Source organism: Achromobacter anxifer (assembly GCF_903652925.1).
Lineage (GTDB): Bacteria > Pseudomonadota > Gammaproteobacteria > Burkholderiales > Burkholderiaceae_B > Achromobacter > Achromobacter anxifer.
Genome location: NZ_CAHLAR010000015.1, coordinates 104686 through 125272, shown reverse-complemented (window position 1 = coordinate 125272; position 20587 = coordinate 104686). Strand labels below are relative to the sequence as shown.

The window sequence follows — 20587 nt, the reverse complement described above, 5'->3', positions numbered from 1 at the left end:
CGCAGCCGCTCAACCAGTTACGCTTGACGACCATAGCGAGTTGGTCCCACTCCTTCCCATCCCGAACAGGACAGTGAAACGACTTTGCGCCGATGATAGTGGACGGACGTCCGTGAAAGTAGGTCATCGTCAGGCTTTGATTCCAAGAACCCCGCAGCTTGCGCTGCGGGGTTTTTTCTTGTGGCGTTGATGCGCAGCGAGCCGAGCCGGCTGCCTGCGTAGGATGGACGCACGTCGCGCTGCGAGAGGTTTCCGCAGGACGTTTGCGAGCCGTCAATCAGGCTGCAAGCCGCGCCAGCATTGATTGTGCCCAAATAACAACGGCCGTGGGCGGGGTGGCTTTGTGCGGTAAGATTGACCGAGTCAATTCGTTGGAGCGTTATCGTGAGTGATCCCCAGACCCCCGTGCCCGGAACGACGTTAGACCTGCGCACGCTGACCCACGTTGCCTACGGCTTGTACGCCCTGGGCTTCCTGACGAGTGGATTCCTGGGCATCGCCACGCTGGCCGCAGTCGTGCTGATGTATCTGAAGCGCTCCGACGCCGCAGGCACTGTCTATGCCGCTCATTTCGACTGGCTGCTGCGCACCTTCTGGTGGGCCCTGCTGTGGCTGGCCATCAGCGGCATCGCCACACTCATCTTCATCGGCTGGATCGGCTTGGCCGCGACCGTGATCTGGGTGCTGTACCGCCTGATCAAGGGCTGGCTGGCGCTGCTGGAAGGCGCTGCCCCGACCACGTACGCTTGATAGGTACGCACTTAGCAAAAGGCCGGTATATGCCGGCCTTTTTCATTGCTGCGCGATGAGTGCGCCGTCCGGACTCCAGCAAGCGAGGCCACGCGCAAGCGTGTAATTCCAGCTAGTGTGGCCGGGCGCAAGCGAGCAACTCATGTCATGAGTCCTGAGCGTGTGGACAAGCGCAACGCCTGCGCCGCGCCTCACGGTTTCAGCGTGTGCTTGACGTTCATCATGCTTCAGCAGATGCGAGCTGGCGCAAGTGCCCGCTGGTCGTCGCGCTTCTGCAAGCATGCTTGAACCCGTGCCCAGCGCGGGCGAACGGGCAGAGAAAAGCGTGCGATGCGCACTGAAGCGCGTGTACTCGGCGATGCAGAAATGCAGCGGCCGGCATGGCTTGGAACTGTGTTTGCACAAGCCTCATCGAAATCGAGGACAGCCCGGAGAGGCGCGCCAGGCTTGGCGATCAGGGGTGCGGGTATGGAAAGCAGGCCTTGCCGGCAGAGCTGCGGCGTGGCGGTCGCGGTTGTGGAAAGCTGCGCGGGAGATGCGAGCTCGCCCAGGAATGAACCGGGGCGTCGCGACGATATGAAGGCAGGGACGTACGAGGTACGCCCTTTGCCTGCTTACTTCAGATGTGCGTTGACCAGTTTGGTCAGTTCGAACATCGTGACCTGATCCTTGCCGAAGATCGGGCGCAGCTTGGCATCGGCGTTGATGTTGCGCTTGTTGCTGGCATCTTGCAGGTTGTGCTTCTTGATGTATTCCCAGATCTTTTTGGTGACCTCGGTACGCGGCACGGCTTCCGAGCCGATGACAGCGGCCAGTTCGGCGCTGGGGGTCAGGGGCTTCATGAATGCAGCGTTCGGCTTGCGCGCGGTCGCGGGTTTGGAGGTTGTGGCCATAATGCGGCGCTCCTTCTCTGGCTGTTGGAAAAATTGTCCTGCGGCCGGAGCATAACGTGTCTCTCCCGTAAAGACAAAGGCATTTATCCTCTGTAGCAACTAAAATGCACAGACTGTCCCCCCTACATCATCATTCTGTAACCTCCTATGTACGCACGTTCTCCTTTGGAATCAATTCGCCTCTTTCATGACGAATTGACGGCGCTGCGGCGCGATTTGCACGCGCATCCCGAACTGGGCTTCGAGGAGGTCCGGACCTCCGGGATCGTGGCGGGTGCGCTGGAAGCGCTGGGGATCGAGGTGCACCGTGGCATCGGCAAAACCGGCGTGGTGGGCGTGATCCGCGGCAAGCGCTGCGATAGCGGGCGCATGATAGGCCTGCGCGCCGACATGGACGCCTTGCCCATGACGGAAGACAACGACTTCGGACACAAGTCGACCAAGCCTGGCCTGATGCACGGCTGCGGCCACGACGGCCATACCGCGGTGCTCATCGGAGCCGCCAAGTATCTGTCGCAGACGCGCAATTTCGATGGCACCGCCGTGCTGATCTTCCAGCCCGCCGAAGAGGGGCGAGGCGGCGCGCGCGCCATGCTTGAGGACGGGCTGTTCGATACCTTCCCGTGCGATGCGATCTATGCCTTGCACAACTGGCCCGGCCTGAAGCCGGGCACGATAGGCATCAATCCCGGTCCGATGATGGCCGCGGCGGATCGCTTCGAGATCCTCATCACCGGCCGCGGCGGCCATGGCGCGCATCCTTATCAGACCATCGATCCGGTTACGATCGCCGGGCAGATCATCACGGCCTTGCAGACCATCGTGTCGCGCAACGTGAATCCGCTGGATTCGGCGGTGGTGTCGATCGGCTCGCTGCAAGCCGGGCATCCCGGCGCGATGAGCGTGATTCCGCGCGAAGCCAGGATGGTGGGCACGGTGCGCACGTTCCGCAAGTCCGTCCAGGAAATGGTGGAGACCCGCATGCGCGAACTGGTTTCCGCCATCGCGGGCGCGTTCGGCGGTACCGCCGAGGTGATCTACGAACGGATCTATCCCGCAACCTTGAACACGCCGCAACACGCCAATCTGGTGGCAGACATCGCCACCGAGATGATAGGCAAGGAGAACGTCGTGCGCGACCTGACGCCGTCGATGGGCTCCGAGGATTTCTCTTTCATGTTGCAGAGCAAGCCCGGCGCATACTTCAGGCTGGGCCAGGGCGGAGCCGATTCCGGCTGCGTGCTGCACAACTCGCATTTCGATTTCAACGATGCCGTCATCCCCTTGGGCAGCGCAATGTTCTGCGCGCTGGCCGAACGGGGCATGCCGCTGGCAGATTAAGAAGCCTAACCATGTCCACTCAAAACACGACTCAGCTCACCATCACCCGGCCGGACGACTGGCATTTGCACCTGCGCGACGGCGCCGCCCTGGAAGCCGTGGTGGCGGACACGGCGCGCCAGTTCGCGCGCGCCATCATCATGCCCAACCTGAAGCCGCCGGTGACCACGACCGAGCAGGCGCTGGCCTATCGCGGCCGCATCCTGGAAGCCTTGAAGAAGGCGGGCGGCAATGTCGACGCCTTCACGCCGCTGATGACGCTCTACCTGACCGACAACACCACGTCGGAAGAGATCTTCCGCGCGCACGAGTCGGGCCAGGTCTACGCGGTGAAGCTCTACCCCGCGGGCGCGACGACCAATTCCGACGCCGGCGTGACCGATCTGCTGGGCAAGTGCACGAAGGCGCTGGAAGCGCTGGAGAAATGCGGCATGCCCCTGCTGGTGCATGGCGAAGTGACCGATCCCTCGATCGACCTGTTCGACCGCGAAGCGATCTTCGTCGAGCGCGTGATGAAGCCGCTGCGCCGCGCCTTCCCTGCGCTGAAAGTGGTGTTCGAGCACATCACGACCAAAGAGGGCGCGGAGTATGTGCGGGATGCCGAAGGGCCCATCGCCGCCACCATCACGCCGCAGCACATGCTGTACAACCGCAATGCGATTTTCCAGGGCGGCGTGCGGCCGCATTACTACTGCCTGCCGGTCCTGAAGCGCGAAACCCACCGCCTGGCGCTGGTCGAAGCCGCCACCAGCGGCAGCCCGCGCTTTTTCCTGGGCACCGACAGCGCGCCGCATGCGCGTGGCCTGAAGGAACATGCTTGCGGCTGCGCCGGTTGCTATACGGCCTTGCACGCCATGGAGCTGTACGCGACCGCTTTCGACGCCGTCGGCAAGCTGGACAAGCTGGAAGGTTTCGCCAGCTTCCATGGCCCGGACTTCTACGCCCTGCCGCGCAACACCGGCACGCTGACGCTGGTGCGCGAGGCTTACCAGGTCCCCGAGGAAGTGGCGTTCGGCAACACCACGCTGGTGCCGCTGGCCGCGGGCGAAGCGCTGGAGTGGCGCGCGCGCGCCTAAACGGCCGCCGCAAGGCGCGGCGGCCAATGCCGCGCGACAAAAAAATGCCCCCGATTCCGGGGGCATTTTTCATGCGCCTCTATATGTATATAGAGACAGCCTGATTACAGCGTGCCTTCGCGCCGCGCTTCCAGCAGTTCCCAGCGCGCAAACCGCTCTTCCAGCTCGCTTTCCAACTTGGCCAGTTCGGCGTTGATGCGTTCGACTTCGGCGGGCGCGTCGCGGTAGAGGCTGCCGTCGGCCAGCTTGCCGGCAAGCTCGGCCTGCTGCGCTTCCAGGGCGGCGATGGCGTCGGGCAGGCCCTCCAGTTCGCGCAGTTCCCAGGAGTTCATCTTGGCGGACTTGGCCGGCTTGGGACGCGCGGCCTTGGCGCGCGCGGCGGCATCGTCGGCAGGGCGGGCGACAGGCGCGGCATCTTCGGCGGGGGCTGCCGGCGCGGGCCGTTGAGCGACCCATTCGTCGTAGCCGCCCACGTAGTCGCGCCAGCGGCCGTCGCCTTCATAGGCGATGGTCTGCGTGACGACGTTATTCAGGAAGGCGCGGTCGTGGCTGACCAGCAGCACCGTGCCCTGGTATTCCTGCAGCAGCTCTTCCAGCAGTTCCAGCGTTTCGATGTCGAGGTCGTTGGTAGGCTCGTCCAGCACCAGCACGTTGGCGGGCCGGGCGAACAGGCGCGCCAGCAGCAGGCGCGCGCGTTCGCCGCCCGACAGGCTGCGCACCGGCGAGCCGGCGCGGGCGGGCGAGAACAGGAAGTCGCCCAGGTAGCTCATGACGTGCTTGCGGGCGCCGCCGATTTCGACCCATTCGCTGCCCGGGCTGATGATGTCGACCAGCGTGGCGTTTTCGTCCAGCTGCGCGCGCATCTGGTCGAAATACGCGACCGCGACGTTGGTGCCCAGGCGCGTCGTGCCGCTGTCGGGCTGCATCTCGCCCAGGATCAGCTTGAGCAGGGTGGTCTTGCCGGCGCCGTTGGGGCCGATGATGCCGATGCGGTCCCCGCGCAGGATGGTGGTGGAGTAGTCGTCGACGACGATCTTGTCGCCGAAGGCCTTGTTCACGTGCTCGAGTTCGGCGACCAGCTTGCCGGAGCGTTGGCCTTCGGCCAGCGCCAGTGAAACGTCGCCGACGCGTTCGCGGCGTTCGGCGCGTTCGACGCGCAGGCGCTCCAGGCGGCGCACGCGGCCTTCATTGCGGGTGCGGCGCGCTTCGACGCCCTTGCGGATCCAGACTTCCTCCTGGGCCAGCAGCTTGTCGAAGCGGGCTTGCTCCAGGCGCTCGGATTCGAGCCACTGGGCCTTGCGCTCCTGCCACTGCGAGAAGTTGCCGGGAAAACTCAGCAGGCGACCGCGGTCGAGTTCGACGATGCGGGTGGCGACGGCGTCCAGGAAGCGGCGGTCGTGGGTGATGATGACCGCGGCGCCTTTCCAGCCGCGCAGCATTTCTTCCAGCCAGGCGATGCCTTCGAAGTCGAGATGGTTGGTGGGTTCGTCCAGCAGCAGCAGGTCCGGCTCGTCGACCAGGGCGCGGGCCAGCGCGACCCGCTTGCGGGTACCGCCGGACAGGCCTGCGATCTGCACGTCGGCCGGCAGGCCGAGCTTTTCCAGCACGGCGCGCACGCGCGACGGGCGCTGCCAGTCTTCGTGATCGCCTTCGGCATTGCAGACCACGTCGAAGACGGTGGCGTTCTCGTCGAGTTCGGGTTCCTGTTCCACCGTGGCCACGCGCAGTCCCGAAGTGCGCGCGATGTCGCCGTCGTCGGGCTGGGTCCTGCCGTCCAGCAGTCTCAGCAGCGAGGACTTGCCGGCGCCATTGCGCCCGATGAGGCCGATGCGCTCGCCGGCCTGGATGGCGAAATCGGCGTGATCCAGCAATGGGTGGTGGCCGTAGGCCAGCTGGATGTCGGTAAGGGTGATGAGAGTAGCAAGGGCCATGTGATGGGTATTGTCTGCGGCGTCTGAGCGAATCAAGCCGTATTGTCGCAGGAACCCCGTGACGTCGTTTGAGCAGCGGGGGGCTGGAGGCCGTCTGGGGGACGGAGCCGCCGTGTGTAATAGAATACGGACCGCAAGACGGGTCGGACGATCGCGGTGGGTGCGAATCCATCGAGGAAGGTCCGGACTCCACAGGGCAGGGTAACGGCTAACGGCCGTCCGGCCGCGTCCTTGGGCGCGGTTGAGGAATAGGGCCACAGAGACGAGTCTGCGGGGCGGGCGCGCTTGGCGCGCACCGATACGGCCATCTCCGTATCGCGCCGTCCGGCAACGGGCGGCGGCATCGCAGGGTGAAACGCGGCAACCTCTATCCGGAGCAACATCAAATAGGCATGCGTGCGGTCTTCGGACCGCGTAGGGCGGCCCGTCCAAGCATGCGGGTAGATGGCTAGAGCGGCTCAGCAATGATCCGCGTAGAGGAATGATCGTCCGCCAGGGAAACCTGGTGTACAGAATCCGGCCTATAGACCCGTCTTGCAACTCATTCTCAAAGAGAGCGATGCCTGGACGCGAGTCCGGCATCGCGCTGACCGGGGCGCGCCATTTTTTCGATTGCCCGAAGCGCCGGGTTCGGCGGGAAGCCTCGCCAACTCGAGCCATGAGCCGATCGTAAAACAATGCAAAGCCATCGTTAGCCGCCACTTCTGAAGAAGGACTTTTAGATAGTGCCGCAACCTCCTGATTTATTGGGAGGTTTTTCTTTTTGCGGTTTTACATATTGATCTAAGTCCTTGTTGTGATTGAAAAAATTGCAACCACGCGCTTGACCGCCCTGATCCCATACCGTAGAGTGGGAAATAGTAGGAAATTGTGCAATTAAGTGGGGTAAAAGTGGTGTTTCAGGGAAGCAGCGCACTCACGCTGGATGCCAAGGGACGGATCTCGATTCCGACCCGGCACCGTGACGCGCTCATGTCGCAGGCCGATGGCCGGCTGACCCTGACTCGCCACCCTGACGGCTGCTTGCTGGTCTACCCGCGGCCGGAGTGGGAAAAGAAGCGCGAGCAGATTGCCGCCTTTCCCATGACGGCGCGCGCGTTGCAGCGGCTGTTGCTGGGCAACGCTCAGGACGTGGAACTGGACGGCTCCGGCCGGGTCCTGATCGCTCCTGAACTGCGCAACGCTTCCGGTATGACGCGCGATGTGATGCTGCTCGGTCTGGGCGCGCACTTCGAGCTGTGGGACGCCGCTACTCTGGCCAGCCGCGAGGCTGAGGACCTGGCCAAGGGTATGCCGGATGTGTTGAATCAGTTTTCGTTCTGAAAAAGTTATGGAATTCGAACATCGGCCCGTACTGCTGGAGCCGACGGTGGACGCGTTATTGCTGCCCGACTTCGGCGGCAAGGGCGCGACACGGTCGCATCAGCAGGCCGGGCCGGCTACGGCTACGCGAGCGGAAGGCGGCGTCTTCGTCGACGGCACCTTCGGACGTGGCGGGCACAGCCGCGAACTGCTTGGCCGCTTGGGCAAGGCGGCGCGGCTGGTGGTGTTCGATAAGGATCCGGAGGCGATCGCCGTAGCCAGGCAACTGGCGGCAGCGGACCCGAGGGTCACCGTGGTGCATGGCGGCTTTGCCACCATGGCCGAAGAGTTGGAGCAGCTCGGCATCGGCAAGGTCGATGGCGTGATGCTGGATCTGGGCGTTTCCTCGCCTCAGATCGACGATGCCGAGCGCGGTTTCTCGTTCATGCGAGACGGCCCGCTCGACATGCGGATGGACACCACTCGTGGTCCCACGGTGGCGGATTGGCTGGCGCAAGCCAGTGTGGATGAGATGCGGGAGGTCATAGCGGATTATGGCGAAGAACGGTTTGCTTTTCAGGTTGCAAAGGCGATTGCTGCTCGCCGCGCAACAAGGCCGCTGCGCACCACGCTCGAACTTGCCGAGTGCGTCGCCAGCGCCGTCCGCACGCGCGAAAAGGGGCAGCATCCGGCCACACGCACCTTTCAAGCTCTACGGATTTACATCAATCGGGAACTCGAAGAACTCGCGCGCACCCTCGCGTCAGCTCTAGACCTGCTCGCCCCGGGAGGGAGGTTGGCGGTGATCAGCTTTCATTCGCTTGAAGACCGCATGGTCAAGCAATGCATCGCGGCGGCGGCTCGTCCGGCTGCCGCGCATGCACGCCTGCCCCTGCGCGAAAGCGAAATGCCCCAGCCGGTCCTGCGCTCCCTCGGGCGCGTGCTGGCCGAAGACGATGAAGTCTCGGCCAACGCCCGCGCCCGTTCCGCCGTCCTGCGCGTCGCCGAACGCACCGAAACGCCGCTGCCCGCCGAGGGCGGTTTCGCGTTCGTGAAGATCGGCTCGCTGCCGGGCAGCGACCTGGCCCCCCCGCCGCGCCGCGGCAAGGGAGGGCGCCGCTAATGGGTCGCGTCAACCTGATCGTTGCGGCTTTGCTGATGCTGTCGGCCATTTCCCTGGTCACCAGCCGGTATCAGTCGCGCCAGCTCTTCATCGAGCTGGGCCGCGATCAGGCGCACGCGCGCGACCTCGAAACCAGCTGGCGGCGCCTGCAGCTGGATCGCGCCGAACTCGCCCGCAATGCGCGGGTGGATGCTATTGCGCGTGACGGCCTGAAGATGATTTCCATCGTTCCGGACCGCACGCTGTATTTGAACCAGCCGCCTGTCTCCGCCAGCGGAGGTGCGCAATGAAGCGGGTTCCCTTCTTCGACAACCCCGTGCTGCGCGGGCAATTGCCCACGTGGCGCGCGCGCCTGGTGCTGATCCTGCTGTTCGGCGGGTTTGCCGTGCTGGCCGGCCGCGCGCTGTTCCTGCAGGGGCTGTCCACCGAATTCCTGCAGCAGCAGGGCGAGCGGCGCTATGAGCGCACGCTGACCCTGGCCGCCACGCGCGGCAAGATCATGGACCGCAACGGCGCGGTGCTGGCCTCCAGCGTGCCGGCGCGCGCCATCTGGGCGATTCCGGAGGACGCCAAGCAGGCCACGCCGGCCCAGCTGGACACGCTGGCCAAGTTGCTCGAAACGCCCGTGGCCGACCTGCGCCACCGCCTCGTCGACGAAGACAAGAACTTTGTCTACCTGAAGCGCCAGGTCTCCATGGACGTGGCCGACAAGATCAAGCAATTGGGCATGCCGGGCGTGCATCAACAGCCCGAGACCCGCCGCTATTATCCGGACGGCGACGTGATGGCCCACGTGGTGGGCTTCAACAGCGTCGAGGACCAGGGGCAGGAGGGCGTCGAACTGACGTTCAACCAGCAGCTGTCCGGCCGTCCGGGCAGCCGCCGCGTCATCAAAGACCGGCTGGGCCGCGTGATCGAAGACGTGCAGGCCGTGACCTTGCCGGTGGACGGCCGCGACCTGCGCCTGTCGATCGACACGCGCCTGCAGTACCTGGTGTTCAAGGCCCTGAAGGACGCCATGGACAAGCACCAGGCCAAGGGCGCCACGGCCGTGGTCGTGGACGTGCATACCGGCGAAATCCTGGCCCTGGCCAACGTGCCGACCTTCGACCCGAACAAGCGCGAGACCTTCCACGGCTCCAAGCTGCGCAACCAGGCCATCACCGACACCTTCGAGCCCGGCTCGATCATGAAGCCGTTTACCGCCGCGCTGGCGCTGGACCTGGGCCGCATCACCACCAAGACCCTGTTCGAAACCGGCAACGGCCGCTTTCAGTACCAGGGCAGCACGATCAGCGACGTGAGCCGCAACGGCACACTGGACGTGGCCGGCGTGCTGCGCAAGTCCAGCAACATCGGCATGACGATGATCTCCGAGAAGCTCGAATCCCGCGAAATGTGGGATCGCTTCACGGAACTGGGCCTGGGCCAGGCGCCTCAGGTGGGATTTCCCGGTGCGGCGCCCGGCCGCCTGCGCCCCTGGGACCGCTGGCGCCTGATCGAAAAGGCCACCATGGCCTACGGCTACGGCCTGTCGGTGTCGCTGTTGCAGGTGGCGCGCGCCTATACCGTCTTCGCCCGCAACGGCGACATGGTGTCGCTGACCCTGGTCAAGCGCGACAGCGATCCGACCAGCGTCAAGATCTACACGCCCAAGACCACCGAAATGGTGCGCGGCATGCTTGAGGCCGCCGCTGGCCCCGAAGGCACCAAGGCCGCACAGGTGCAGGGCTACCGCGTGGCCGGCAAGAGCGGCACGGCGCGCAAGATCGTCGACGGCAAGTACAGCACGCAGCGCTATCGCAGTTCGTACGTGGGTTTTGCTCCGGTCTCGGATCCCAAGATCGTGGTGGCCGTGTCCATCGACGAACCGACGGTCGGCGGTTATTACGGCGGCGCCATTGCCGCGCCCGTGTTCTCCCAGATCGTGGGGGGGAGCCTGCGGCTGATGGGGGTGCGTCCGGACGCGCCCTTCGAATCCACAATTGTTGCTGGTCTCAAGGAGCCAGGCAGATGAGCGCCAAAGGCTTCCTCTCCAACCCTGTCGCCACGGTTGCCGAAACCGTGGCGTGGTTGCATTCGCGCGTGTCGTTGACCGCGCACCTCAAGCTGGACTCCCGCGATATCGAGCCGGGCGACGTGTTCGTCGCCTGCCCGGGGCTGTCCAGCGACGGACGCCTCTATATAGAGAAGGCGCTGGCGCTGGGCGCCAGCGCGGTGCTGTTCGAAGCGCCCGCAAGCGATGCCGTGCAGGCTGCGGCGGACCAGGCCCCGATGCTGCCGGTGACCGGCCTGCGCGCCCTGTTGGGCGAGCTGGCCGACACCTGGTACGGCCGGCCGTCGGCCGCGCTGGCGGTCGTGGCGGTGACGGGCACCAACGGCAAGACTTCGTCGGTGCAATGGATCGCCCATGCGCTGAGCCGCAATGACAAGCCCTGCGGCACCATCGGCACGCTGGGCGCCGTACTGCCCGACGGCCGCACGCTGGGCGGTGACCTGACCACGCCCGACGTGCTGACCGTGCACCGCACGCTGGCCGCGATGCGCGACGCCGGCGCCAAGGCCGTGGCCATGGAAGCCTCTTCCATCGGCATCGAACAGGGCCGGATGGACGGCGTGCGCGTCGCGCTGGCCGCCTTCACCAATCTGACGCGCGACCACCTCGACTACCACGGCACGATGGAGCGGTACGAAGCCGCCAAGGCGCGCCTGTTCCGCTGGCCGGGCCTGACCGCCGCCGTGATCAATGCGGACGACGAAGCCGGGCGCCGCCTGATCGCCGATCTGCCCGCCGGCATGGCGATGGGCTACAGCCTGGACGAAGCGCCGGAGATTCCCGCCGGCATGCGCGCGCGCGATCTCCAGGCGACGGCCCAGGGCCAGATCTTCACGCTGGTGTCGCCGCATGGCGAGGCCCAGATCGTGACCCGCCTGCTGGGCGCGCACAACGTGTCGAACCTGCTGCTGGTGGCAGGCGTGCTGTATCAGCTGGGCCTGCCGTTTGCGCAGATCGCGCGCGAGCTGGCCGCCACGGATCCCGTGGACGGCCGCCTGCAGACGGTCGAGCCGGTGGCGCACAGCACCCAGGCCGGAACCGGCCGCGGTCCGCTGGTGGTGGTCGACTATGCGCATACTCCCGACGCGCTGTCGCGGGCGCTGTCCGCCCTGCGCGCCGTTGCGACCGCGCGGTCGGGCCGCCTGGTCTGCCTGTTTGGCTGCGGCGGCGAGCGCGATCCGGGCAAGCGTCCGGTGATGGGCCGCATCGCCGCGGACCTGGCCGACCACGTGGTCGTGTCCAGCGACAACCCGCGCACCGAGTCCCCCGAAGCCATTGTCGAACAGATCCTGACGGGCATTCCCGAAACCGTGCACCCCGACGTCATGGTGGACCGCGCGCGCGCCATCATGCAGACCATCTGGGCGGCTTCGCCCGACGACGTGGTGCTGCTGGCCGGCAAGGGGCACGAAACCTATCAGGACATCGGGGGCGAGAAGCTGCCCTTCGATGACCGTGAATGGGCGCGGCTGGCGCTGCTGCTGCCGCTGGTCAAGGGCGTGTCCACCGACACCCGCCGCATCGGCCAGGGCGAATTGTTCGTGGCGTTGGTGGGCGATAACTTCGATGCGCACAACTATCTGGACCAGGCCGAGGCGCGTGGCGCGTGCGCGGCCGTCGTGGCGCACGCCGTGCCCGGCGCCAAGCTGCCGCAGCTGGTGCTGGGCGACACCCGCGTCGCGCTGATGCGCATCGGCGCCGCCTGGCGCGCGCGGTTCACGCTGCCCGTGGTGGCGGTGACCGGCAGCAACGGCAAGACCACGACCAAGGAAATGATCTCGGCCATGCTGGCCGAGTGGCAGGGCGAGGCGAGCCGTCTGGCGACCGCCGGCAACCTGAACAACGACATCGGCGTGCCGCTGACCTTGCTGCGCCTGCGGCCGGAACATCGCGCGGCTGTTTTCGAACTGGGCATGAACCATCCCGGCGAGATCGCGCAGCTGGCCGCCATTGCGGCGCCGACGGTGGCGCTGGTGACCAACGCCCAGCGCGAACACCAGGAATTCATGCACAGCGTGGAAGCGGTGGCGCATGAAAACGGCGCGGCGATCGCCGCGCTGCCCGACGATGGCATCGCGGTCTATCCCGGCGACGAACCGTATGCGGCCATCTGGGATGCTCTGGCCGAGCCGCGCCGCGTGCTGCGCTTTGGCCTGCAGCCGGGCCTGGACGTGTATGCCGAACAGATCATTGCGGATGTGGACGCCACGCGTTGCCGCGTGGTGACGCCCGTCGGCGTCGCCGACCTGGCGTTGCCGGTGCCTGGCCTGCATAACCTGCGCAACGCCCTGGCGGCCATCGCCAGCGCGATTGCCGCGGGGGCGCCGCTGGACGCCGCGGTGCGCGCCTTGGCCGGTTTCAGCCCGGTCGCGGGCCGCATGCAGCATAAGAGAATGAGTGGCGGAACGTTGCTCATCGATGACACCTACAATGCCAACCCCGACTCGGTTCGCGTGGCTGTGGACGTGCTGGCCCGCATGGCCGGCAAGCGCGTCCTGGTGCTGGGCGACATGGGCGAGGTCGGGGACAACGGCCCCGCCATGCATGTCGAGGTGGGCAATTACGCGCGCGAGCATGGGCTCGACGCGCTCATCACGCTAGGCGAAGCCAGCCGGGCGGCCGCGGCCGCATTCGGCATGGGGGCGCACGCCTGCGCATCGGTAGACGAAGTCGTTGCCGCGTTGCGCGGCTTGCGCCCGTCCTGCGTATTGATAAAGGGATCGCGCTTTATGCGCATGGAGCGGGTAGTGACGGCTTTTTCTGTGAATGAAGAATCGGCAGCCAAGGGGCAGGGAGAGCAGCATGCTGCTTGAAATCGCCCGGATGCTGTCTGACGATGTGCGCGCGCTGGGCGTGTTCGAATACATCACCTTGCGCGCCGTGCTGGCGTGCGCGACGGCGCTGCTGATCGGCCTGGTGGCCGGCCCGCGCGTGATCCGCAAACTGACCGAGATGAAGATCGGCCAGGCCGTGCGTTCCTACGGCCCGGAAACCCATCTGGTCAAGACCGGCACCCCGACCATGGGCGGCGTGCTGATCCTGATTTCCATCGCCATCAGCACCCTGCTGTGGGCGGACTGGACCAACCGTTTCGTGTGGGTGGTGCTGCTGGTGACCTTCGGCTTTGGCTGGATCGGCTGGATGGACGACTACCGCAAGGTCGTCTACCGCGATCCCGAAGGCATGCCCGCGCGGCAGAAGTTTTTCTGGCAGGCCACCATCGGCATCGTGGCCGCGGTGTATCTGGCGTTCGCGGTGTCCGCGCCCGCCAACACCGAACTGTGGCCCCTTTTCAAGGCCTGGGTGGGCAGCGGTTTCACGATGCCGCTGCCGACGCGCGCCGACCTGATCGTTCCGTTCTTCAAGAGCGTGAGCTATCCGCTGGGCGTGCTCGGTTTCGTGGCGCTGACCTGGGCGGTCATCGTCGGCACCAGCAATGCCGTGAACCTGACCGACGGCCTGGATGGCCTGGCCATCATGCCCACCGTCATGGTGGGCAGCGCGCTGGGCATCTTCGCCTACGTGGTCGGCCGCGTGGACTATTCCAAGTACCTGCTGTTCCCCTACATACCCGGCGCGTCGGAATTGATGGTGCTGTGCGCCGCCATCGGCGGCGCCGGCCTGGCATTTTTGTGGTTCAACGCGTATCCGGCGCAGGTCTTCATGGGCGACGTCGGCGCGTTGGCCCTGGGCGGCGCGCTGGGCACCATCGCGGTCATCGTGCGCCAGGAAATCGTGCTGTTCATCATGGGCGGCGTGTTCGTGGTCGAGACCCTTTCCGTGATGATGCAAGTGACTTGGTTCAAGTACACGAAGCGACGTTATGGAACAGGTCGACGCATTTTCCGCATGGCCCCGTTGCATCATCACTTTGAAGTGGGTGGCTGGAAAGAAACCCAGGTGGTCGTGCGTTTCTGGATCATCAGCATGATGCTGGTGCTGATCGGCCTCTCTACCTTGAAGTTGCGATGAATACGATGGAAACCTCCCGCGCAGACGCGCCGCTCGTCCTGATCCTCGGATTGGGCGAGACGGGTGTCGCTGCCGCTCGCTGGTGCGCCCGCCAGGGTGCCCGCTTGCGCGTGGCCGACACGCGCGCCGAACCGGGCGGACTGGCTGCGCTGCGCGAGTCGCTGGCGCAGAGCGAAGTGGAATACCACCTGGGCTGCGACGAGTCCTTTGATACCGCGCTGCTCGACGGCGTGAGCCAACTGGTGTTGAGCCCCGGCCTGGCGCCGGCGCAGCCCCCCGCCGCGGATCTGCTGCGCGAGGCCGAGGCCCGCGGCATCGAGATCGTCGGCGAAATCGAATTGTTTGCGCGCGCCCTGGCCGACCTGGCCGAGACACGCGAGTACCGGCCGCGCTTGCTGACCGTGACCGGTACCAACGGCAAGACCACCGTCACCGCGCTGACCCGCCAGCTGGTCGAAGCCAGCGGCCTGTCGGTGGTGGCGGCGGGCAACATCAGCCCCGCGGCGCTGGCCGCGCTGATGGACGCGCTGGACGCCGAAGCGCTGCCGCAGGTCTGGGTGCTGGAGCTGTCCAGCTTCCAGCTGGAAACCACGCGCACACTGATGGCCGACGCGGCCGTGGTGCTGAACGTTACCCAGGATCACCTGGACTGGCATGGCAGCATGGAAGCCTATGCGCAGGCCAAGGCGCGCCTGCTGAAGATGGCCCGCGTGGCCATTGTGAACCGCGACGATCCTTACACTGTCGACATGGTCGCGACCCTGAGTGCGCTGAACGTGCGCAGCTTCGGCCGCGACGTGCCGGAACTGGTCGGCGACATGGGCCTGGAGCTGGGGCAGGGCGTGGCTTGGCTCGTGGCCTGCGAACCCAACGATTTCGATGAGCCCGCGCCGCCGGTGCGCCGCAAGAAGGACGCGCCGGAACCGACGCGCGCCAAGGGCCGCATGAGCCGTCTGATGCCGGTGGACGCCCTGCGCATCCGCGGCATCCACAATGCCTTGAACGCACTGGCCGCGCTGCAGCTGGCCCGTTGCCTGGACCTGGGCTGGGGCGCCATGCTGCGTGCGCTGCGCGAATACACCGGCGAACCGCATCGCGCGGCCTTCGTGCGCACGATCGGCGGCGTCGACTATATCAATGACAGCAAGGGCACCAACGTGGGTGCAACCGTGGCCGCGCTGGAAGGCCTGGGCCAGCCGGTTGTGCTGATCGCCGGTGGCTTGGGCAAGGGCCAAGATTTCTCGCCGCTGATTCCCGGCGTGGCGCAGCATGCGCGCGCCGTGATGCTGATCGGCCAGGACGGTCCCGAGATCGGCCGCGTGCTGGAGCCTACCGGCGTGAAATGCATCATGGCTGAAACGCTGCGCGACGCGGTGCGCGGCGCCGCTGAGCTGGCCCAGCCCGGCGACGCCGTGCTGCTGTCGCCCGCCTGCGCCAGCATGGACATGTTCCGCAACTATCCGCATCGCGGACAGGTGTTCGTGGAAGAGGTCGAAGACCTGGCCCGCGACCGTGGAGAGATCGCATGAGCCTGATCGCCGATCTCACCGCCAGCGTCAACGCCGTACGGCCCGGCCGTACCCGCATGCGCAACTTCGATCTGCCGCTGGTCATCGCGGCTTCGACGTTGCTGCTGCTCGGCCTGCTGATGGTGTATTCGGCGTCGATCGCGCTGGCCGATGGCCCGCGCTACGCGTCGTATGGCCGCTATTACTTTGTGATCCGCCACGGCCTGTTCATCAGCGCCGGCCTGCTGGGCGCCGCCGTGGTGCTGGCGGTGCCGATCCGCGTGTGGCAGCGCCTGGCCGTGCCGCTGTTCGTGGTGGCGATGGTGCTGCTGGTCGCCGTGCTGATTCCCGGCATCGGCCGCGAAGTCAACGGTGCACACCGCTGGATTCCGCTGGGCCCGCTCAACTTCCAGCCTTCCGAATTGATGAAGCTGGCCGCGCTGCTCTACGCCGCCGACTACACCGTGCGCAAGCAGGAACACATGCAGGCTTTCGCCCGCGGCTTCCTGCCGATGGCGTTCGCGCTGGCCGGCGTCGGCATGCTGCTGCTGCTGGAGCCCGACCTCGGCGCCTTCATGGTGATCGTGGCGATCGCGATTGGCATCCTGTTCCTGGGCGGCATCAACGGCAAGTACTTCAGCAGCCTGCTGGCGGTGCTCGTCAGCACCTTCCTGATGCTGATCTGGCTGTCGCCGTGGCGCCGCGCGCGCCTGTTCGCCTATCTGGATCCCTGGAACGAAGACAACGCCTACGGCAGCGCCTACCAGCTGTCGCATTCGCTGATCGCGCTGGGCCGCGGCGAATGGCTGGGCGTGGGCCTGGGCGCCAGCGTCGAGAAACTGCATTACCTGCCCGAAGCGCACACCGACTTCCTGATGGCGGTGGTGGGAGAGGAACTGGGCTTTGCCGGCGTGATGCTGGTCATCACCCTGTTCGCCATCATCGTCTACCGCGGTTTCGACATCGGCCGCCAGGCCATCGCCATGGAACGCACCTTTGCGGGCCTGGTGGCGCATGGCGTGGCGATGTGGTTCGGCGTGCAAGCGTTCATCAACATGGGCGTCTGCCTGGGGCTGCTGCCCACTAAAGGCCTGACCCTGCCCCTGATGAGCTACGGCGGTTCCGGCGTGGTGATGAACCTGTGCGCGCTGGCGATGCTGATCCGGGTCGACGTGGAAAACCGCGTCATGATGCGCGGGGGGCGGGTATGACGGCTTCCCGTACCATCCTGATCATGGCCGGCGGCACCGGCGGGCACATCATGCCGGGCCTGGCCGTGGCCGACGTGCTGCGCGAGCGCGGTTGGCGCGTGCTGTGGCTGGGCAATCCCGAAAAGATGGAAGGCCGGCTGGTGCCGCCGCGCGGCATCGAGCTGGTGCCGCTGCGCTTCCAGGGCGTGCGCGGCAAGGGCGTTTCGGCGCTCTTGAAGCTGCCGTTCCTGCTGCTGCGCGCGTTCGGCCAAGCCTGGTCGCGCCTGTCGGACGTGCGGCCGGACGTGGTGCTGGGCATGGGCGGCTACGTGGCGTTCCCGGGCGGCGTCATCGCGGCGCTGCGCGGCACGCCGCTGGTCGTGCACGAACAGAATGCCGTGGCCGGAACCGCCAACAAGTGGTTGGCCAGGATGGCCCGCCGCGTGCTCAGCGGCTTCCCCGGCGTGCTGCCCAAGGGCGAGGCCATGGGCAACCCGGTGCGGGCGGACCTGTGCGCGCTGCCGGATCCGGCGCAGCGCTATGCCGGCCGCAGCGGTCCGCTGCGCCTGCTGGTCGTGGGCGGCAGCCTGGGCGCCCAGGCGCTGAACACCACCTTGCCGCAGGCGCTGGCGCGCCTGCCGCAGGAAAGCCGGCCGGAGGTCGTGCACCAGGCCGGCGAACAACATTTGCCCGCGCTGCAGCAGGCCTACGCCCAGGCGGGCGTGGAAGCCGACTGCCGCGCATTCATCGATGACATGGCGGGCGCCATGGGCAATGCGGACCTGCTGATCTGCCGCGCAGGCGCCATGACGGTGTCCGAAGTGGCCGCGGCGGGCGTTGCAGCCCTGTTCGTGCCGTTCCCGCACGCCATCGATGACCACCAGACCGCCAACGCGCGCTTCCTGAGCGACGCGCAGGCTGCCTGGCTGCAGCCGCAAACCGGCCTCACGCCCGAATGGCTGGCGCAGTGGCTGGGCCAGCGCTCCCGACAAGAACTTCAAGCCGTGGCCGAACGGGCCCGCGCGCATGCGCACCCCGAAGCGGCGGCCCATATCGCCGACGTCTGTGAACAAGCAGCGGGGCGTTCATCATGAAACACAGAATTCAACATATCCATTTCGTAGGCATCGGCGGCTCGGGCATGAGCGGCATTGCCGAAGTGCTGCTCAACCTGGGCTACACCATCAGCGGCTCCGACCTGAACGAGTCTGCCGTGACGCGCCGCCTGGCCGGCCTGGGCATGAAGATCGCGATCGGCCATGTGGCCAGCAACGTCACCGGCGCCGCCGCCATCGTCACGTCCACGGCGGTCGCGGGCGACAACCCCGAGGTGATCGCCGCGCGCGCCGCCCGCATTCCGGTGGTGCCGCGCGCCATCATGCTGGCCGAACTGATGCGCCTGAAGCGCGGCATCGCCGTCGCCGGCACGCACGGCAAGACCACCACCACCAGCCTGGTGGCCAGCGTGCTGGCCGCGGGCGACCTGGATCCCACCTTCGTGATCGGCGGCCGCCTGAATTCCGCCGGCGCCAATGCGCGCCTGGGGCAGGGCGACTACATCGTGGTCGAGGCCGACGAATCCGACGCTTCGTTCCTGAACCTGCTGCCGGTGATGGCCATCGTCACGAACATCGATGCCGATCACATGGACACCTATGGGCACGACGTGGCGCGCCTGAAGAGCGCCTTCATCGAGTTCACGCAGCGCCTGCCGTTCTATGGCAGCGCCGTGCTGTGCTCGGACGACGCCAACGTGCGCGAAATCATGCCCTTCGTGTCGCGGCCCATCACGACCTACGGCTTGAACGAAGAGGCGCAAGTGCGCGCCTATGAAGTGCAGCCGGAAGGCACGCGCATGCGCTTCAACGTGCAGCGCACGCACCGCGACACCTTGCTGCCGCCGCTGCAGGTCGAATTGAACCTGCCCGGCCTGCACAACGTGCGCAACGCGCTGGCCGCGATTGCCGTGGCGACCGAGCTGGGCGTGGCCGACGGGGCCATCTGCGAGGCGCTGTCCTCGTTCCGCGGCGTGGGCCGCCGGTTCACGCAGACGGGCGAATTCCCCGTGCCGGCCAGTCACGGCGGCGGCACCTTCACGGTGATCGACGATTACGGCCATCACCCGGTGGAAATGGCCGCCACGCTGGCCGCCGCACGCGGCGCCTGGCCCGACCGCCGCATCGTGCTGGCGTTCCAGCCGCACCGCTATACGCGCACCCGCGATTGCTTCGAGGATTTCGTGCGCGTTCTGGGCACGGCCGACGCCGTGCTGCTGACCGAGGTTTACGCGGCGGGCGAGCCGCCGCTGGTTGCAGCGGATGGCCGCGCCCTGTCGCGCGCCCTGCGCGTGGCCGGCAAGGTGGAACCCGTGTTCGTCGAGGACGTGGCGGAACTGCCGCAGGCCATTGTGGATTTCGTGCGCGACGGCGACGTGGTGATTTGTATGGGAGCGGGTTCGATCAGCAAGGTCCCCGCCCAAGTTGGAGAACTGGCATGAGCACGCAATTCGGCAAGGTGGGTGTGTTGTACGGCGGTCGCTCCGCCGAGCGCGAAGTGTCCCTGATGTCGGGCGCGGGCGTGCACCAGGCGCTGCTCAGCGCCGGCGTGGACGCGCACTTGTTCGACACGGGCGAGCGCAGCCTGTCCGAGCTGGCCGCCCAAGGCTTCGACCGCGTGTTCATCGCCCTGCACGGACGCTATGGCGAAGACGGCTCCATCCAGGGCGCCCTGGAACTGCTGGGCATCCCTTACACCGGCAGCGGCCCGCTGGCCTCGGCGCTGGCCATGGACAAGACCATGACCAAGCGCGTCTGGCTGCAGCACGGCCTGCCCACGCCTGAATTTGAACTGCTGGACGCCGATACCGAGCTGCGCCTGGTGCCGGACCGCCTGAGCCTGCCGCTGATCATCAAGCCGCCGCACGAAGGTTCGACGGTGGGCATCACCAAGGTGGTCGGGTATTCCGACATGAAGGAAGCCTACGCGGCGGCGGCTCGTTTCGACGCCGAAGTGCTGGCCGAACAATTCATCACCGGCCGCGAGCTGACCGTGGCGCTGCTGGGCGCGGGCAAGACCGCGCGCGCGCTGCCCGTCATCGAGATCGCCGCGCCTGGCGGCAACTACGACTACGAGCACAAGTACTTCTCCGACGATACGCAGTACTTCTGCCCGGCCACGCTGCCGCCCGAAGTGGCCGCGGAAGTCGCCGAGATCGCGGTCAAGGCCTACCAGGCGCTGGGCTGCGAAGGCTGGGGCCGCGCCGATTTCATCCTCGACCGCGACAACCGGCCGTGGCTGCTTGAAATGAACACTTCGCCTGGCATGACCAGCCATTCACTCGTTCCCATGGCCGCCAAGGCGGTGGGAATCAGCTACGCCGATCTGTGCGTGGCGATCCTGTCCGAGGCCGCGTGCAAAGTGCGCAGCCCGGCCCGCAACGCTTGAC

At 66.4% G+C, this 20587-nt stretch carries 16 protein-coding genes, 1 rRNA gene and 1 other RNA gene; 16 read left to right on the top strand and 2 right to left on the bottom strand.

The features are described 5' to 3' along the window. The first annotated feature begins 22 nt into the window (after positions 1-22). Together rrf and HWY37_RS31370 are read left to right on the top strand one after the other, a co-directional pair. A 5S ribosomal RNA gene (rrf, locus tag HWY37_RS31375) occupies positions 23-135 on the top strand. Positions 136-384: 249 nt separating this feature from the next. Then, on the top strand, positions 385-750 hold the full coding sequence (locus HWY37_RS31370; RefSeq protein ID WP_175209612.1) for a DUF4870 family protein: 366 nt from the start codon (positions 385-387) through the stop codon (positions 748-750). Between the two features lie 614 nt (positions 751-1364). Here the strand turns inward: HWY37_RS31370 and HWY37_RS31365 are convergent. Continuing rightward, positions 1365-1643: an SWIB/MDM2 domain-containing protein gene (locus tag HWY37_RS31365; RefSeq protein ID WP_006217453.1), complete on the bottom strand. Its 279-nt coding sequence runs from the start codon at positions 1641-1643 to the stop codon at positions 1365-1367. A gap of 147 nt (positions 1644-1790) precedes the next feature. Between HWY37_RS31365 and HWY37_RS31360 the strand changes: the two genes are divergently transcribed. Together HWY37_RS31360 and pyrC are read left to right on the top strand one after the other, a co-directional pair. Then, complete coding sequence (locus HWY37_RS31360; protein ID WP_176090605.1) at positions 1791-2984, top strand: M20 aminoacylase family protein; 1194 nt, start codon at positions 1791-1793, stop codon at positions 2982-2984. A gap of 11 nt (positions 2985-2995) precedes the next feature. Then, positions 2996-4060 (top strand): dihydroorotase, encoded by a 1065-nt coding sequence (gene pyrC / locus HWY37_RS31355; protein ID WP_176090604.1) that lies wholly within the window; start codon positions 2996-2998, stop codon positions 4058-4060. Positions 4061-4164: 104 nt separating this feature from the next. On the opposite strand, the gene HWY37_RS31350 is transcribed toward pyrC, so the two are convergent. After that, positions 4165-5991, bottom strand: coding sequence for an ATP-binding cassette domain-containing protein (locus HWY37_RS31350; RefSeq protein WP_176090603.1), 1827 nt, complete (start codon positions 5989-5991; stop codon positions 4165-4167). 135 nt (positions 5992-6126) lie between these two features. Here HWY37_RS31350 and rnpB point away from each other — a divergent pair. The 12 genes from rnpB to HWY37_RS31290 all read left to right on the top strand — a co-directional run bounded on the left by rnpB (position 6127) and on the right by HWY37_RS31290 (position 20586). After that, positions 6127-6531, top strand: an RNA gene (gene rnpB, locus HWY37_RS31345) — RNase P RNA component class A. Between the two features lie 354 nt (positions 6532-6885). Then, positions 6886-7314: a division/cell wall cluster transcriptional repressor MraZ gene (gene mraZ, locus HWY37_RS31340; RefSeq protein ID WP_006226256.1), complete on the top strand. Its 429-nt coding sequence runs from the start codon at positions 6886-6888 to the stop codon at positions 7312-7314. A gap of 7 nt (positions 7315-7321) precedes the next feature. Next, positions 7322-8416 carry a 16S rRNA (cytosine(1402)-N(4))-methyltransferase RsmH gene (gene rsmH / locus HWY37_RS31335; protein WP_175209608.1) on the top strand — a complete coding sequence of 365 codons (1095 nt, stop codon included), beginning with the start codon at positions 7322-7324 and terminating at the stop codon, positions 8414-8416. Further along, the gene (gene ftsL / locus HWY37_RS31330) at positions 8416-8706 is read left to right on the top strand and encodes a cell division protein FtsL (protein ID WP_175209607.1); all 291 of its coding nucleotides are present in this window, start codon (positions 8416-8418) and stop codon (positions 8704-8706) included. Before rsmH ends, ftsL begins: the two co-directional genes overlap by 1 nt. Further along, positions 8703-10433 (top strand): peptidoglycan D,D-transpeptidase FtsI family protein, encoded by a 1731-nt coding sequence (locus HWY37_RS31325; RefSeq protein ID WP_175209606.1) that lies wholly within the window; start codon positions 8703-8705, stop codon positions 10431-10433. The genes ftsL and HWY37_RS31325 overlap by 4 nt, the downstream gene beginning before the upstream one ends. Continuing rightward, positions 10430-13285, top strand: a complete 2856-nt coding sequence (gene murF, locus HWY37_RS31320; protein WP_176090602.1) for a bifunctional UDP-N-acetylmuramoyl-L-alanyl-D-glutamate--2,6-diaminopimelate ligase MurE/UDP-N-acetylmuramoyl-tripeptide--D-alanyl-D-alanine ligase MurF — start codon at positions 10430-10432, stop codon at positions 13283-13285. Before HWY37_RS31325 ends, murF begins: the two co-directional genes overlap by 4 nt. Beyond that, positions 13275-14444 carry a phospho-N-acetylmuramoyl-pentapeptide-transferase gene (gene mraY / locus HWY37_RS31315; protein WP_013391525.1) on the top strand — a complete coding sequence of 390 codons (1170 nt, stop codon included), beginning with the start codon at positions 13275-13277 and terminating at the stop codon, positions 14442-14444. The genes murF and mraY overlap by 11 nt, the downstream gene beginning before the upstream one ends. Next, a complete protein-coding gene (gene murD / locus HWY37_RS31310) occupies positions 14441-15973 on the top strand; it encodes a UDP-N-acetylmuramoyl-L-alanine--D-glutamate ligase (protein ID WP_175209604.1) in 1533 nt (510 codons plus the stop codon). Before mraY ends, murD begins: the two co-directional genes overlap by 4 nt. Continuing rightward, positions 15970-17163 carry a putative lipid II flippase FtsW gene (ftsW, locus tag HWY37_RS31305; RefSeq protein WP_175209603.1) on the top strand — a complete coding sequence of 398 codons (1194 nt, stop codon included), beginning with the start codon at positions 15970-15972 and terminating at the stop codon, positions 17161-17163. Before murD ends, ftsW begins: the two co-directional genes overlap by 4 nt. Beyond that, positions 17160-18236: an undecaprenyldiphospho-muramoylpentapeptide beta-N-acetylglucosaminyltransferase gene (gene murG / locus HWY37_RS31300; protein WP_175209602.1), complete on the top strand. Its 1077-nt coding sequence runs from the start codon at positions 17160-17162 to the stop codon at positions 18234-18236. Before ftsW ends, murG begins: the two co-directional genes overlap by 4 nt. Continuing rightward, on the top strand, positions 18233-19639 hold the full coding sequence (murC, locus tag HWY37_RS31295; protein WP_175209601.1) for a UDP-N-acetylmuramate--L-alanine ligase: 1407 nt from the start codon (positions 18233-18235) through the stop codon (positions 19637-19639). Before murG ends, murC begins: the two co-directional genes overlap by 4 nt. Beyond that, the gene (locus HWY37_RS31290) at positions 19636-20586 is read left to right on the top strand and encodes a D-alanine--D-alanine ligase (RefSeq protein ID WP_175209600.1); all 951 of its coding nucleotides are present in this window, start codon (positions 19636-19638) and stop codon (positions 20584-20586) included. The genes murC and HWY37_RS31290 overlap by 4 nt, the downstream gene beginning before the upstream one ends. The last annotated feature ends 1 nt before the right edge of the window (position 20587 follow it).

What these genes read in the sequence shown, in the direction of transcription:
- HWY37_RS31365 (WP_006217453.1), bottom strand. Translation starts at nt 1,643, where the DNA reads ATGGCCACAACCTCCAAACCCGCGACCGCGCGCAAGCCGAACGCTGCA.
- HWY37_RS31360 (WP_176090605.1), top strand. Translation starts at nt 1,791, where the DNA reads ATGTACGCACGTTCTCCTTTGGAATCAATTCGCCTCTTTCATGACGAA.
- pyrC (WP_176090604.1), top strand. Translation starts at nt 2,996, where the DNA reads ATGTCCACTCAAAACACGACTCAGCTCACCATCACCCGGCCGGACGAC.
- HWY37_RS31350 (WP_176090603.1), bottom strand. Translation starts at nt 5,991, where the DNA reads ATGGCCCTTGCTACTCTCATCACCCTTACCGACATCCAGCTGGCCTAC.
- rsmH (WP_175209608.1), top strand. Translation starts at nt 7,322, where the DNA reads ATGGAATTCGAACATCGGCCCGTACTGCTGGAGCCGACGGTGGACGCG.
- ftsL (WP_175209607.1), top strand. Translation starts at nt 8,416, where the DNA reads ATGGGTCGCGTCAACCTGATCGTTGCGGCTTTGCTGATGCTGTCGGCC.
- HWY37_RS31325 (WP_175209606.1), top strand. Translation starts at nt 8,703, where the DNA reads ATGAAGCGGGTTCCCTTCTTCGACAACCCCGTGCTGCGCGGGCAATTG.
- murF (WP_176090602.1), top strand. Translation starts at nt 10,430, where the DNA reads ATGAGCGCCAAAGGCTTCCTCTCCAACCCTGTCGCCACGGTTGCCGAA.
- mraY (WP_013391525.1), top strand. Translation starts at nt 13,275, where the DNA reads ATGCTGCTTGAAATCGCCCGGATGCTGTCTGACGATGTGCGCGCGCTG.
- murD (WP_175209604.1), top strand. Translation starts at nt 14,441, where the DNA reads ATGAATACGATGGAAACCTCCCGCGCAGACGCGCCGCTCGTCCTGATC.
- ftsW (WP_175209603.1), top strand. Translation starts at nt 15,970, where the DNA reads ATGAGCCTGATCGCCGATCTCACCGCCAGCGTCAACGCCGTACGGCCC.
- murG (WP_175209602.1), top strand. Translation starts at nt 17,160, where the DNA reads ATGACGGCTTCCCGTACCATCCTGATCATGGCCGGCGGCACCGGCGGG.
- murC (WP_175209601.1), top strand. Translation starts at nt 18,233, where the DNA reads ATGAAACACAGAATTCAACATATCCATTTCGTAGGCATCGGCGGCTCG.
- HWY37_RS31290 (WP_175209600.1), top strand. Translation starts at nt 19,636, where the DNA reads ATGAGCACGCAATTCGGCAAGGTGGGTGTGTTGTACGGCGGTCGCTCC.